Raw genomic sequence first — 13,894 nt, 5'->3', positions numbered from 1 at the left:
GAAAAACATGTGGAGGAATTAATTATGACTCAATTACAGTTTAACCTAAATCTAGATCTTTTAAAAGAATCCGTGATGGATTCAGACATCGATTCTGTGATCAAAGCATCCATTGTCCTGGTATTAAATGAATTCATGGAAAAAGAACGTGATGACCATTTAAAAGCGCGTGCTTATGAGCGTACACCTAGTCGACACGACTACCGGAACGGCTACTATGATCGTGAGCTTCTCTTAAGCATTGGAAAGATTGTGCTCAGAGTCCCTCGTACTAGAAACGGTGATTTTTCAACCACTGTATTTGAGCAATACGCTCGATGTGACCAGGCTTTCGTGCTATCCATGCTTGAAATGGTCGTAAACGGGGTTTCCACGAGGAAAGTAACCAATATCGTGGAACAGCTCTGTGGACATAAAGTATCCAAATCGTTCGTATCCACTCTCACGGAGAAGCTGGATCCTATCGTGAACCAATGGGCAAACAGGCCACTCAATACAATGTACTACCCTTATATCTTTGCCGACGCTATGTATATCAAAGTAAGAGAACACAATCGTGTGGTATCCAAAGCTGTCTATATCGCCACTGCCGTTGATGAGACCAACAGACGGGAAATACTGGGCTTGCGAGTCGATCATGTGGAGAGTTTTGAAGCGTGGCAGCGATTCTTTCATCACTTACAGTCACGAGGGCTACAAGCACCAAAACTGATCATTTCCGATGCCCATAAGGGCTTGAAGTCTGCCATTGAGAAAGAATTTGTAGGATCTGCCTGGCAGCGATGCACTGTCCATTTCAAAAAGAATATCATCACTCATATGCCGAAAAAAGATATGGATGAAGTAAAAATCGCACTAAAAAGAATTTTCGAAGTAGCGAAGGTAAAAGACGCTAGAAAGTATAAAGATGAGTTCATCAACACATTTGGTGACAATCCAAAATTGGAGAAGGCTATAGAAATCTTAGAAGAAGGTTTCGAAGATGCCATCCAATATCTAAATGAAAAACCCATGTTTCATAAGCATATTCGAAGCACAAATTCATTAGAAAGAATAAACAGTGAAGTCCGTAGGAGAGAAAAAGTGATTAGAATCTTTCCTAACACACAATCCGCATTCAGATTAATAGGAGCTGTCCTAATGGATTACGCTGAGGAAGTTAACAAGAGAATAATCCCTGAAAAAGAAGAGAAAAAACAGAAGAAGTAGTAGGCGCTGCGAAGCGAAAATTTTGATGTTCTGGAAGGGGGGTACCCCCCTTCCAGAACATCAAAAACATATAAGCTGTTTAACTTGTTTTTCATAAGGAATGAATTTACACAGAATAATGGGCTTGACTCTTTTCACGCTGAACCTGTCTGAAGTTGCCCCAAGTTCGGACAGCTTTTCCACTTTTCCTGCTGAACCTGTCTAAATTTGCACCAGGTTCGGACAGCTTTTCCCCTTTTCCCACTGAACCTGTCTGAAGTTACACCAGGTTGGGACAGCTTTTCCACTTTTCCTGCTGAACCTGTCCGAAGTTACACCAGGTTCGGACAGCTCTGCCTCTTTTCCTTGATAACCTGCCCTAATTCCCTTCCAAGCCAGCGAGGAAGTTTAAATCATGTTAAAGCTTTTCACTGACAAAAAAATAACCTTTGCGTTATCAGCAAAGGTTATTCCTTTTCATTCGCTTTATCAAATTGGATTGGATCCGGTACTTTGTCATAGTCTTCTTTTAAGACTTCGCCTGTGCGGCGGTGTTCCATTTGCTTACCAAGATTTTCAATTTCTTCTTCATTGCGTGCCATGGAACTATTTTTGGGGACATAGTCTTTTGGCAATTCTTTTTTACTCATGTTAATCACCTCTTGCCTGTACTATTCCCGCTATCAGGATCTTATAAACTAAAAGGACCCGCAATCTGCAGGTCCTCACAATCTATCTATTCAACAGGCTTCCGACATACCGAAGCAATTCATTCGCTGAGGTGGAGTTGTATCCATGCTCATCGATCAATCTGGCGACGACATTATTGATTTTCTTCAGCTGCGTCTCATCAGGAGTCTTCGTGGAAGTCGTAATTTTGACGACATCCTTCAGATCAGCAAACAGCTTTTTCTGGATTGCTTCCCGCAGGCGGTCATGCGAATTGTAATCAAACCTCTTGCCTTTGCGCGCATAGGCAGAAATCCGGATTAAAATCTCTTCGCGGAAAGCTTTCTTGGCATTTTCGGAAATGCCAATCTGTTCCTCGATAGAGCGCATCAACTTTTCGTCCGGATTGATTTCCTCGCCAGTCAGCTGATCACGCATCTTGGCCTTATTACAATACGCTTCAACATTATCAAGGTAATTATCCATAAGGGTTTTAGCTGACTCTTCATACGAGTATACGAATGCCTTTTGAACTTCTTTCTTGGCGATATCGTCATACTCCTTCCGGGCAAGAGAAATATAGTTCAGGTATCGCTCCCTTGTCTCGGCCGTAATCGACGGATGCTGGTCAAGGCCTTCCTTTAGTGATCTCAGGACGTCCAAAGCATTAATTGTTTTAACTTCTTTCCTGATAATTGTAGAAGAAATACGGTTGATGACGTAACGAGGGTCAATTCCGCTCATTCCCTCATCCTGATGCTCTTTTTTCAATTCCTCAACATCAGCTCTGTTGTACCCTTCGACACTTTCTCCATCATAAAGCCTCATCTTCTTGATCAGGTCGATGTCGCCCTTTTTAGGATCCTTCAGGCGAGTAAGAATTGTGAACATCGCAGCCACCCTTAGAGTATGCGGTGCGATATGGACATCATTTACATCACTTTCCCTGATCATCTTGTCATAGATCTTCTCTTCTTCAGTCACTTTTAGGTTATATGGAATCGGCATCACAATGATACGTGAATGCAAGGCTTCATTCTTCTTGTTGGAAATGAAAGAACGGTATTCCGTTTCATTCGTATGCGCGACAATCAACTCATCCGCGCTAATTAAAGCGAATCTTCCCGCTTTAAAATTGCCTTCCTGCGTCAGGCTCAGCAAGTGCCAGAGGAATTTCTCATCACACTTGAGCATTTCCTGGAACTCCATCATCCCTCGGTTCGCCTTATTCAATTCCCCATCAAAACGATAGGCCCGCGGATCGGACTCAGATCCATATTCCGCGATGGTCGAGAAGTCAATGCTGCCAGTCAAATCCGCAATATCCTGTGATTTAGGATCAGATGGACTGAATGTGCCGATACCCGTCCGCTTATCCTCGGAGAAGAAAATTCGCTCCACGATGACATCTTCAATCCTGCCGCCATACTCTTGTTCAAGCCTCATCATATTAAGCGGAGACAGATTGCCTTCAATTCTGATCCCATATTCATCATAAAAATCCTTGCGCAAATGATGCGGAATCATATGCAGTGGGTCTTCATGCATTGGGCAGCCTTTGATTGCATATATTGCTCCCCTGTCTGTATGCGAATACGCCTCAAGCCCTCTTTTCAGCATTGTGACGAGTGTTGATTTACCTCCACTTACCGGTCCCATCAACAACAAAATCCTCTTTCTGACATCAAGCCTTTTCGCAGCCGGATGAAAATATTCCTCAACAAGCCTTTCCAGTGCCTCTTCAAGGCCGAATAACTGTGAATTGAAGAAGGAATAGCGCTTCTTGCCTTTATCTTTTTCAATTCCAGCGTCCTTGATCATATTATATACACGTGAATGTGCCGATTGAGCTACCCATGGCTGTTCCTTCACAATTTCAAGATACTCCCTGAACGTCCCTTCCCATTTAAGCTTCTCTTCACCCTGGCGATACATCTCAATCTTTTTTAAAATATCCATATGGACCTCCCCATCTAGCGTTATCAAGAGACGATTAATAAATTCTATGCAGCAAACAATTTGAACATGCGTAAACGTTCTGCAAGGATGATTGTCCTTTTTACGTCTTTTAGGAAAAAATGAGCCAATCCTTCACAGTTTCGAGATAATAGGCTATAATAATTTCTATATGGACAATATCGAATTAAAGGGAGGCTTACATACATGAAACTAATTCTAATTCTGGGCGTCAGCGTTGCATTCTTGGCTGCAATCTTCACTTCAGGTTACGATGATAAGCCGGGAGTCAATAAAAAATAAAAAGCTGCCGATTGGCAGCTTTTTTACTTTTCTATGATTATTTATTTTCTATTCAAACTCTGTTTTTCCACAAACTCCTTCATGTACATCCTTGATTTTCGCCCAAGCATCTTTGCCATCTGTTCCGTCCAGGTGTCCTCACGTCTCCCTCCGGTTCTTTCCCGGTAGTATTCAGAAGTAGTTTTATTATAGTTATGGAGCTGCTCTTCAAACAACACCCTGTCTTGTTGGTACTCATTTTCCATATACACATGCTCGAGAGGCAGGCGCGGCTTCACATCCGTTTCCTGGTCAGGATAGCCTACTGCCATGCCAAACAGCGGAATAACATGTTCTGGTGTCTTCAGAACCTCCTTTACCGCCTCGAGGTCGTTCCGTATTCCGCCTATATAGCAAATCCCCAGTCCCATGGATTCAGCCGCAATGGCGGCGTTCTGGGCTGCCAGAGCAGCATCGATCAAGGCAACCATGAATTTCTCTGTACTCTCAATCGAGTCATCAAGATCTGTACCTTCCATCTCTGCTATGACCTTATGGCGGTGAAGATCCGCACAGAAAACGAAGAAATGTCCATTTGCCGCAACATAAGCTTGATTCCCAGCAATTTCAGCCAGCTTGTCCTTCTTTTTTTGATCCGTAACACCAATGATCGAATAGGCTTGGATGAAGCTTGAAGTGGATGCTGCCTGCGCGCTTTTTACGATTGCTTCAATTTGTTCTCGATCCAGCTGTGTATCCGTAAAACGCCTGACCGAACGATGCTGTAAGAGAGTCTCGATTACCTGGTTCATTTCAATAACAACTCCTTCTGGAAAATGTATAGCCTAACTTTTCATTCAATGCAAAGTACTCATTCGTCCCTTAAATTCCAGCTGGCACATTGGCATGCCAAAAAGGAGACCTGAAAAGGCCTCCTAGTATTTACGCAAATCGCGATAGTCCTGCTGCCTAAGCGCTTCATAAATCAAAATCGCAGCTGTGTTAGACAGATTTAATGAACGGATATTTTCATTCATAGGCAGCCTCAGGCATGTCTCCATATTGTTTTCGATCACTTCTGGGGGAAGTCCTGTCGTCTCTCTGCCAAAAATAAAAAAGAAATCCTTTTCAACTGCACTATAATCAAAATCGGAATGCGCCTTTTTGCCAAATTTGGTCACATAAAAGAATTCTCCGCCTTCGTTCTGTTGATAAAAATCCTCAAGCGAATCATAATAGTGAATCTTCACATGCTCCCAGTAATCCAAACCCGCCCTCTTCAACATTTTGTCATCCGTTGAAAATCCCAACGGCCTGATCAAATGAAGCTCGGTATCGGTACCAGCACATGTACGGGCGATATTGCCAGTGTTTGCTGGTATGAGCGGCTGGTATAATACAACATGCAATGCCATGACTTTCACCTCTGTTAAAAACTAAAGCTATTATACCACTACACTCCTTCTCAGCAAAAGAAATGGCGCCATACAAGTGTCATTAAGTCATCATATATCGTCGTAATCATCCGTAATCGTAAAGAACTTGTATTTAATATTCGGGGTATAAGCTGTCGAATCCTCATAAGCCCAATATCGCATCCGGCTGTTGTACGTATGAGCATTGACTAGCGGCATACCATCCGCATCGTGTCCCGTAACAATTGTAGTGTGGTCAAAACGACCATCTCCCTCAAAATCATAGCAGATGACATCACCAAGCTTAAGCTTTTCAGCACTGTTTACTTCTCTTCCCCTTAAGCCCAGCTTGGATCCTGGGATGTGCCAGCGCATCGCATTGGCTACCGACCAGCTGAAGCTCCAGTTATCATTCTGCATCCACCAGCCTTTGCTGCGGTTTGGATACCCGCGCATCGGCCCTCCACCCTGATGCAGGCATTGTGAGATATAGTTGGTACAATCAACCTCGAACTTCTTATATGCAGGGTTGTAGTCATTCCACCATCTTTCAGCATACTGGACGGCCTTCAGCCTGTCGTATCTGAAGCCCTTCCTCTCCTGGTCCCCCTCCTGCTGCGCAAAAGCAGGCAACGCTTCATCGCTGCCCTGGGACTCTCTGATCTCATTCAGCTTTTCATCCTTTACCAGAACACCCTTGTAAAACTCCGCCTGCCTCTTCTCCACTTCCTCCTCCATGTAAAATAGTCCCCGCTGCTTGATCAAATACTGAAAATGAACCTCATATAAAATCGAGGCATTCTCCTTATCTTCAAATTTTTCTTCAACCCTGCCATTTGCCTTTGCTTTTACTATTTCAGCAGATCTGTTGGCAAAACTCTGCTTTTTCTGCTCTATACTGGGACACTCGTGCAATTGATTTCTCGGCATGGAAACACATTGAAGGACACGCTGTTCCAACAGTTCCTGCAGTTGCTCACGCATGTTCATCTCTCCCTTCACCATTCATATTTATGAAACGTTCCAGGATTTCACGCATAAAAAGAGATGGATTTTATGAAAATCCATCCTTCTTACACAGTTATATTCGACTCTGAATTGCCCTTGAAAAATTCCATTCCCTTGCTGATCTCATTTAATACTTCCTCATCTTTCTCAACAGAAGAAGCATGTTTCAATGCGTCAAAAGCGTCACTGCCGCCGATTTTGCCAAGGGCCCATGCTGCTGTCCCCCTGAGCACAGGTCTTGGGTCATCCTTCAACACCATAATCAGCTCTGGTATTGCTGTATTATCCTTATAATGCGCAAGGGCAATGATCGCATTGCGCTGAATAGGCTTCTTGCCTCTCCACGAACCGGAGACGTGCCCGAACTTTTCTTTAAATTCACGGTTGCTCATGGTCAGTAAAGGTTTCAGGAGCGGCTTCGCAATCTCAGGGTCAGGTTCCATTTCTTCATGAAAGTGAAAATCCTTCCCTTTATTCTCAGGACAAACTGTCTGGCAAGTATCACAGCCATATAAGCGGTTTCCAAGCTTTTCACGGAACTCGTCTGCCAAAAAGCCCTTAGTCTGAGTCACGAAGGCAATACATTTTTGCGCATCTAACTGGCCGCCCTGCACAAGAGCTCCTGTCGGACAGACTTCCACACATTTATTGCAGCTGCCACAACGATCCTCCATCGGCGTATCGGGTTCAAATGGAAGATTCGTGATCATCTCACCCAAATAAACATATGATCCAAACTCTGGTGTGATAATGGAACAGTTCTTTCCGCTCCAACCGATTCCTGCCCGTTCAGCAACAGCTCTGTCCACAAGTTCTCCCGTATCGACCATCGACTTGAACCTCGCATCAGGTACCTTCGATACAATGTACTCCTCCAGTTTTTTCAGCCTGTCCCTAAGGACCACGTGGTAATCTGTCCCCCAGGATGCACGGCAGAAGATTCCACGCCGTTCTCCCTTCTTGCTGACAACTCTCGTCTTCATCTTTGAAGGATAAGCTATTGCTATCGAGATGATTGATTTAGGACGATCAAAGATCAGAGAAGGCTCCGTTCTCTTCTCAATGTCCTTTTCCTCGAATCCAGATTGATATTGAAGTTCCTGCTGCCTGTATAACCTGACCTTCATCTCTTCAAATGCTGATGGAGCTGCAAAACCAATTTTATCGATGCCGATCGTTTTGCTGTATTCAATAATATCCTTTTTCAGGCTAGCTGTATCCATGGTGGTTCCCTCCTTTCAATATTGTTATCTATATTGAATCCCTAAATTTATAAGCAAATTACTTTTATGATAAACTATTTTAAAGCCAATTTGGAGGTGGAATCAATGGAAATTCAAGTTTCCAGTGCATTATGTGATCTCATTCCCCGATTTTCAGTCGGGATTATCGAATATAAAGACATACAGGTAGGTAAGTCTCCGCAAATGTTAAAAGGCAGATTGCAGCTTTTTCAGGAATCAATCTACTTCGACCTTCTGGAAAAAAACGTAACGGATCTTGAAGGCATTAAAGAGTGGCGCTCAATATTCAAAACTACAGGGAAGGACCCGAACCGATACAGACACTCAGCAGAAGCACTCTACCGCCGTGTTGCAAAGCAGAATTATCTTCAATCAATACATAGCGCGATAGATTTAAATAATTTCTTCTCACTTGAATATCAAATCCCAATAGGTGTTTATGACAGTGACAAGCTGTTGGGGAATGTAACGATTAAAATAGGAGAAGAAAACGAAGAATACACAGGTTTGAATGGAAGAACGAATAACCTGGCGAACCTGATGATCTCTGCTGATGAACAAGGACCATTCGGAAGTCCATTTGTTGATTCAGAAAGAACAGCCGTAACTGAAAAAACAACAAATGCTCTGCAGATCGTTTATTTAAGACCTTCAGCTTCCCCTGAAGGCAAGCAAAAAATGACCGAGTCTCTAATGAACATGTTTACCCAAATCCATGGCGGAGCGGGCACATATCGAATTTTAGGATGCTGAGGCATCCTACTTTCTTTTCGAGAAATATTTAAAGAAAAGATAATACTTTATATCATTCATTGTTATTTTCAAGTAGGTATGAGATTTTTAAGCGGAGAAATTCCGGCTATTGTAATATTTGAAGCGTATGAAGCTGAAATAAGCGGAGGTATTCCGGTTAACTGCTATAAATAAGACAAAATCCAACGACTTGAATGGAACACTGTGAAATCAACATTCAGTTTTTTACAAAGACAAAGAAAAGAAAAAACGCAGCATATCGTTTTCTGGAAACGACATACTGCGTTAGTCACGTATGTATGGAGCGGGTGATGGGAATCGAACCCACTACATCAGCTTGGAAGGCTGAGGTTTTACCAGTAAACTACACCCGCATACACATCTTTATGAAATAAAGAAAACAGGATCACCTGTTTATAATAAAAGTGGTACCGGTGGTCGGGGTCGAACCGACACTCCAGAAGGAACACGATTTTGAGTCGTGCGCGTCTGCCAATTCCGCCACACCGGCATATTAAATTGTCTTGCTGCCACTATAATCTAGTGGAGGCGGCAACCGGATTTGAACCGGTGAATAAAGGTTTTGCAGACCTTTGCCTTACCACTTGGCTATGCCGCCATATATTTTTGGAGCGGAAGACGGGATTCGAACCCGCGACCCCAACCTTGGCAAGGTTGTATTCTACCACTGAACTACTTCCGCAAAATGGCTGGGCTAGCTGGATTCGAACCAACGCATGACGGAGTCAAAGTCCGTTGCCTTACCGCTTGGCTATAGCCCAAAATATACTATTCATCTACTGATGAATTTGTGATTAAAATGGGGCGACTGATGGGAATCGAACCCACGAATGTCGGAACCACAATCCGATGCGTTAACCACTTCGCCACAATCGCCATAATAAAATTGGCAGGGGTAGTAGGAATCGAACCCACACCAAAGGTTTTGGAGACCTTCGTTCTACCTTTAAACTATACCCCTATATTAAGTGGTGGAGGGGGACGGATTCGAACCGCCGAACCCTGAGGGAGCGGATTTACAGTCCGCCGCGTTTAGCCACTTCGCTACCCCTCCACTATAACATTTTTTCTGATGTTAAAAAAGCCATTTTATTAAATTACCTAAATAACAAGGTATTACATAAATGGTGGCTCAGGACGGAATCGAACCGCCGACACAAGGATTTTCAGTCCTTTGCTCTACCGACTGAGCTACTGAGCCACAATGGCGGTCCCGACCGGGATCGAACCGGCGATCTCCTGCGTGACAGGCAGGCATGTTAACCGCTACACCACGGGACCAAAGTCTTTTCAAGTGATTAACTTGAAAATAACTTTATGATTGCGGGGGCAGGATTTGAACCTGCGACCTTCGGGTTATGAGCCCGACGAGCTACCGGACTGCTCCACCCCGCGACGGTAATAAAGAATATCGATTTGTGCATGCACCTTAAGAGCAATGACTGTCCCGATCTCAGGAAGTTTATTCAAGCTGCTGCTCAATCGGTACAACTCGCAGTTCATACAGTGAAGTAACGCTCGTTGCTCCACCCCGCGACGATATTAATTGAAGATTATTTTCACTTCGTGAAAAATCATGGTGGAGGATGACGGGATCGAACCGCCGACCCTCTGCTTGTAAGGCAGATGCTCTCCCAGCTGAGCTAATCCTCCGTTTGGTGACCCCTACGGGATTCGAACCCGTGTTACCGCCGTGAAAGGGCGGTGTCTTAACCGCTTGACCAAGGGGCCAGATATAAGTTTCTATGGCGGAGAGCAAGGGATTCGAACCCTTGAGACAGCGTTGACCGTCTACACGATTTCCAATCGTGCTCCTTCGACCTCTCGGACAGCTCTCCAAATTGGCTCCGCAGGTAGGATTCGAACCTACGACCGCTCGGTTAACAGCCGAGTGCTCTACCACTGAGCTACTGCGGAATAATGATTATTTCTCCGACTTGGATACGCGATCCATATCTTTGAAGATTGGATGAAAATGCATCCTGCCCGGCGGCGTCCTACTCTCACAGGGGGAAACCCCCAACTACCATCGGCGCTGAGAAGCTTAACTTCCGTGTTCGGTATGGGAACGGGTGTGACCTTCTCGCCATCGCCACCAGACATTTTTTAAAGACAATATCTATTATACTGTCTTTTATGCATTTTGCAAGAGAAAAATTAAGAAAGTTTTTCACTTAATGAAAAGCTTTTATTCCCTCAAAACTAGATAATGTTGTAAGAAGAAAACAAGAAGAACGAGTAATCATTTTGGTTAAGTCCTCGAACGATTAGTATCAGTCAGCTCCACACGTCACCGCGCTTCCACCTCTGACCTATCAACCTGATCATCTTTCAGGGTTCTTACTAGCTTGCGCTATGGGAAATCTCATCTTGAGGGGGGCTTCATGCTTAGATGCTTTCAGCACTTATCCCGTCCGCACATAGCTACCCAGCGATGCCTTTGGCAAGACAACTGGTACACCAGCGGTGCGTCCATCCCGGTCCTCTCGTACTAAGGACAGCTCCTCTCAAATTTCCTGCGCCCACGACGGATAGGGACCGAACTGTCTCACGACGTTCTGAACCCAGCTCGCGTACCGCTTTAATGGGCGAACAGCCCAACCCTTGGGACCGACTACAGCCCCAGGATGCGATGAGCCGACATCGAGGTGCCAAACCTCCCCGTCGATGTGGACTCTTGGGGGAGATAAGCCTGTTATCCCCGGGGTAGCTTTTATCCGTTGAGCGATGGCCCTTCCATGCGGAACCACCGGATCACTAAGCCCGACTTTCGTCCCTGCTCGACTTGTAGGTCTCGCAGTCAAGCTCCCTTGTGCCTTTACACTCTGCGAATGATTTCCAACCATTCTGAGGGAACCTTTGGGCGCCTCCGTTACTCTTTAGGAGGCGACCGCCCCAGTCAAACTGCCCACCTGACACTGTCTCCCGCCCCGATCAGGGGCGTGGGTTAGAATTTCAATACAGCCAGGGTAGTATCCCACCGACGCCTCCACCGAAGCTGGCGCTCCGGTTTCTCAGGCTCCTACCTATCCTGTACAAGCTGTACCAAAATTCAATATCAGGCTACAGTAAAGCTCCACGGGGTCTTTCCGTCCTGTCGCGGGTAACCTGCATCTTCACAGGTACTATAATTTCACCGAGTCTCTCGTTGAGACAGTGCCCAGATCGTTACGCCTTTCGTGCGGGTCGGAACTTACCCGACAAGGAATTTCGCTACCTTAGGACCGTTATAGTTACGGCCGCCGTTTACTGGGGCTTCGATTCAGAGCTTCGCGTGAGCTAACCCCTCCTCTTAACCTTCCAGCACCGGGCAGGCGTCAGCCCCTATACTTCGCCTTGCGGCTTCGCAGAGACCTGTGTTTTTGCTAAACAGTCGCCTGGGCCTATTCACTGCGGCTCATCCGGGCTATTCACCCAAATGAGCACCCCTTCTCCCGAAGTTACGGGGTCATTTTGCCGAGTTCCTTAACGAGAGTTCTCTCGCTCACCTTAGGATTCTCTCCTCGCCTACCTGTGTCGGTTTGCGGTACGGGCACCTTTTATCTCGCTAGAGGCTTTTCTTGGCAGTGTGGAATCAGGAACTTCGGTACTATATTTCCCTCGCTGTCACAGCTCAGCCTTCACGCAAGCGGGATTTGCCTCACTTGCAGCCTAACTGCTTAGACGCGCATATCCAACAGCGCGCTTACCCTATCCTCCTGCGTCCCCCCATTGCTCAAACGATAAAGAGGTGGTACAGGAATATCAACCTGTTGTCCATCGCCTACGCCTTTCGGCCTCGGCTTAGGTCCCGACTAACCCTGAGAGGACGAGCCTTCCTCAGGAAACCTTAGGCATTCGGTGGATGGGATTCTCACCCATCTTTCGCTACTCATACCGGCATTCTCACTTCTAAGCGCTCCACCAGTCCTTACGGTCTGACTTCAACGCCCTTAGAACGCTCTCCTACCACTGACATCTAAGATGTCAATCCACAGCTTCGGTGATACGTTTAGCCCCGGTACATTTTCGGCGCAGAGTCACTCGACCAGTGAGCTATTACGCACTCTTTAAATGGTGGCTGCTTCTAAGCCAACATCCTGGTTGTCTAAGCAACTCCACATCCTTTTCCACTTAACGTATACTTTGGGACCTTAGCTGGTGGTCTGGGCTGTTTCCCTTTTGACTACGGATCTTATCACTCGCAGTCTGACTCCCACGGATAAGTCTTTGGCATTCGGAGTTTGTCTGAATTCGGTAACCCGATGAGGGCCCCTAGTCCAAACAGTGCTCTACCTCCAAGACTCTTACAACGTGAGGCTAGCCCTAAAGCTATTTCGGAGAGAACCAGCTATCTCCAAGTTCGATTGGAATTTCTCCGCTACCCACACCTCATCCCCGCACTTTTCAACGTGCGTGGGTTCGGGCCTCCAGTTGGTGTTACCCAACCTTCACCCTGGACATGGGTAGATCACCTGGTTTCGGGTCTACGACCACATACTCATTCGCCCTATTCAGACTCGCTTTCGCTGCGGCTCCGTCTCATCAACTTAACCTTGCATGTAATCGTAACTCGCCGGTTCATTCTACAAAAGGCACGCCATCACCCATGAACGGGCTCTGACTACTTGTAGGCACACGGTTTCAGGATCTCTTTCACTCCCCTTCCGGGGTGCTTTTCACCTTTCCCTCACGGTACTGGTTCACTATCGGTCACTAGGGAGTATTTAGCCTTGGGAGATGGTCCTCCCAGCTTCCGACGGGATTTCTCGTGTCCCGCCGTACTCAGGATCCACTCAGGAGGGAACGAAGTTTCAACTACAGGGTTTTTACCTTCTCTGACGGGCCTTTCCAGACCACTTCATCTACCCCGTTCCTTTGTAACTCCATGTTGAGTGTCCTACAACCCCAAGAGGCAAGCCTCTTGGTTTGGGCTATGTCCCGTTTCGCTCGCCGCTACTCAGGGAATCGCGTTTGCTTTCTCTTCCTCCGGGTACTTAGATGTTTCAGTTCCCCGGGTCTGCCTTCAATGCCCTATGTATTCAGGCAAAGATACTGTTCCATTACGAACAGTGGGTTTCCCCATTCGGAAATCTCCGGATCAAAGCTTACTTACAGCTCCCCGAAGCATATCGGTGTTAGTCCCGTCCTTCATCGGCTCCTAGTGCCAAGGCATCCACCGTGCGCCCTTTCTAACTTAACCTAAAAGGTCATTTCTCTATTAAATAGAGAGAAAAACTAAAATGGCGATCACTCGGTTTTTTCTTGGTTCTTCTTACTTACGATTATCTAGTTTTCAAGGAACAAAAAAGCTTTGAGAGAATTGCTCCCTCAAAACTAAACAAACAAGCGTACAACTATGTGGATTACATCCACAGT

At 45.7% G+C, this 13,894-nt stretch carries 8 protein-coding genes, 15 tRNA genes and 2 rRNA genes; 2 read left to right on the top strand and 23 right to left on the bottom strand.

Annotation, left to right across the window (positions count from 1 at the left end):
* The first annotated feature begins 24 nt into the window (after positions 1–24).
* Positions 25–1,209: an IS256 family transposase gene (locus FOF60_RS05360; protein WP_192473842.1), complete on the top strand. Its 1,185-nt coding sequence runs from the start codon at positions 25–27 to the stop codon at positions 1,207–1,209.
* Positions 1,210–1,655: 446 nt separating this feature from the next.
* On the opposite strand, the gene FOF60_RS05355 is transcribed toward FOF60_RS05360, so the two are convergent.
* The 6 genes from FOF60_RS05355 to queG form a co-directional block, all read right to left on the bottom strand.
* A complete protein-coding gene (locus tag FOF60_RS05355; protein ID WP_192473774.1) occupies positions 1,656–1,838 on the bottom strand; it encodes a hypothetical protein in 183 nt (60 codons plus the stop codon).
* A gap of 82 nt (positions 1,839–1,920) precedes the next feature.
* Positions 1,921–3,816 carry a PrkA family serine protein kinase gene (locus tag FOF60_RS05350; RefSeq protein ID WP_192473775.1) on the bottom strand — a complete coding sequence of 632 codons (1,896 nt, stop codon included), beginning with the start codon at positions 3,814–3,816 and terminating at the stop codon, positions 1,921–1,923.
* Between the two features lie 341 nt (positions 3,817–4,157).
* On the bottom strand, positions 4,158–4,907 hold the full coding sequence (nfsA, locus tag FOF60_RS05345) for an oxygen-insensitive NADPH nitroreductase (RefSeq protein WP_192473776.1): 750 nt from the start codon (positions 4,905–4,907) through the stop codon (positions 4,158–4,160).
* 123 nt (positions 4,908–5,030) lie between these two features.
* A complete protein-coding gene (gene trmL, locus FOF60_RS05340) occupies positions 5,031–5,510 on the bottom strand; it encodes a tRNA (uridine(34)/cytosine(34)/5-carboxymethylaminomethyluridine(34)-2'-O)-methyltransferase TrmL (protein ID WP_192473777.1) in 480 nt (159 codons plus the stop codon).
* A gap of 90 nt (positions 5,511–5,600) precedes the next feature.
* Positions 5,601–6,494, bottom strand: a complete 894-nt coding sequence (locus FOF60_RS05335; protein WP_192473778.1) for an amidase domain-containing protein — start codon at positions 6,492–6,494, stop codon at positions 5,601–5,603.
* An 89-nt stretch (positions 6,495–6,583) separates the two neighbouring features.
* Complete coding sequence (gene queG, locus FOF60_RS05330; protein ID WP_192473779.1) at positions 6,584–7,741, bottom strand: tRNA epoxyqueuosine(34) reductase QueG; 1,158 nt, start codon at positions 7,739–7,741, stop codon at positions 6,584–6,586.
* Positions 7,742–7,846: 105 nt separating this feature from the next.
* Between queG and FOF60_RS05325 the strand changes: the two genes are divergently transcribed.
* On the top strand, positions 7,847–8,515 hold the full coding sequence (locus FOF60_RS05325) for a B3/B4 domain-containing protein (RefSeq protein WP_192473780.1): 669 nt from the start codon (positions 7,847–7,849) through the stop codon (positions 8,513–8,515).
* A 300-nt stretch (positions 8,516–8,815) separates the two neighbouring features.
* Here the strand turns inward: FOF60_RS05325 and FOF60_RS05320 are convergent.
* From FOF60_RS05320 to FOF60_RS05240, 17 genes are all read right to left on the bottom strand, one after another.
* A tRNA-Gly gene (locus FOF60_RS05320) sits at positions 8,816–8,889 on the bottom strand.
* 52 nt (positions 8,890–8,941) lie between these two features.
* Positions 8,942–9,026, bottom strand: a tRNA-Leu gene (locus FOF60_RS05315).
* A 33-nt stretch (positions 9,027–9,059) separates the two neighbouring features.
* A tRNA-Cys gene (locus FOF60_RS05310) sits at positions 9,060–9,134 on the bottom strand.
* 9 nt (positions 9,135–9,143) lie between these two features.
* Positions 9,144–9,218, bottom strand: a tRNA-Gly gene (locus tag FOF60_RS05305).
* Between the two features lie 4 nt (positions 9,219–9,222).
* Positions 9,223–9,297 (bottom strand) — tRNA-Gln (locus tag FOF60_RS05300).
* A gap of 39 nt (positions 9,298–9,336) precedes the next feature.
* Positions 9,337–9,412: transfer RNA gene (locus FOF60_RS05295), tRNA-His, on the bottom strand.
* Positions 9,413–9,423: 11 nt separating this feature from the next.
* Positions 9,424–9,497 (bottom strand) — tRNA-Trp (locus FOF60_RS05290).
* Positions 9,498–9,505: 8 nt separating this feature from the next.
* A tRNA-Tyr gene (locus FOF60_RS05285) sits at positions 9,506–9,590 on the bottom strand.
* Between the two features lie 71 nt (positions 9,591–9,661).
* Positions 9,662–9,737, bottom strand: a tRNA-Phe gene (locus tag FOF60_RS05280).
* 4 nt (positions 9,738–9,741) lie between these two features.
* A tRNA-Asp gene (locus FOF60_RS05275) sits at positions 9,742–9,817 on the bottom strand.
* A gap of 40 nt (positions 9,818–9,857) precedes the next feature.
* Positions 9,858–9,931 (bottom strand) — tRNA-Met (locus FOF60_RS05270).
* Positions 9,932–10,113: 182 nt separating this feature from the next.
* Positions 10,114–10,189: transfer RNA gene (locus FOF60_RS05265), tRNA-Val, on the bottom strand.
* Between the two features lie 3 nt (positions 10,190–10,192).
* Positions 10,193–10,267 (bottom strand) — tRNA-Glu (locus tag FOF60_RS05260).
* A 15-nt stretch (positions 10,268–10,282) separates the two neighbouring features.
* Positions 10,283–10,374: transfer RNA gene (locus FOF60_RS05255), tRNA-Ser, on the bottom strand.
* A gap of 4 nt (positions 10,375–10,378) precedes the next feature.
* Positions 10,379–10,453 (bottom strand) — tRNA-Asn (locus FOF60_RS05250).
* A 67-nt stretch (positions 10,454–10,520) separates the two neighbouring features.
* Positions 10,521–10,636 (bottom strand): 5S ribosomal RNA (rrf, locus tag FOF60_RS05245).
* A 147-nt stretch (positions 10,637–10,783) separates the two neighbouring features.
* Positions 10,784–13,718 (bottom strand): 23S ribosomal RNA (locus tag FOF60_RS05240).
* Between the last annotated feature and the right edge of the window lie 176 nt (positions 13,719–13,894).

Origin of the sequence: Mesobacillus jeotgali, assembly GCF_014856545.2 — a bacterium.
Taxonomy (GTDB): Bacteria; Bacillota; Bacilli; order Bacillales; family Cytobacillaceae; genus Mesobacillus.
This window is presented reverse-complemented; position numbering and strand designations above follow the sequence as displayed.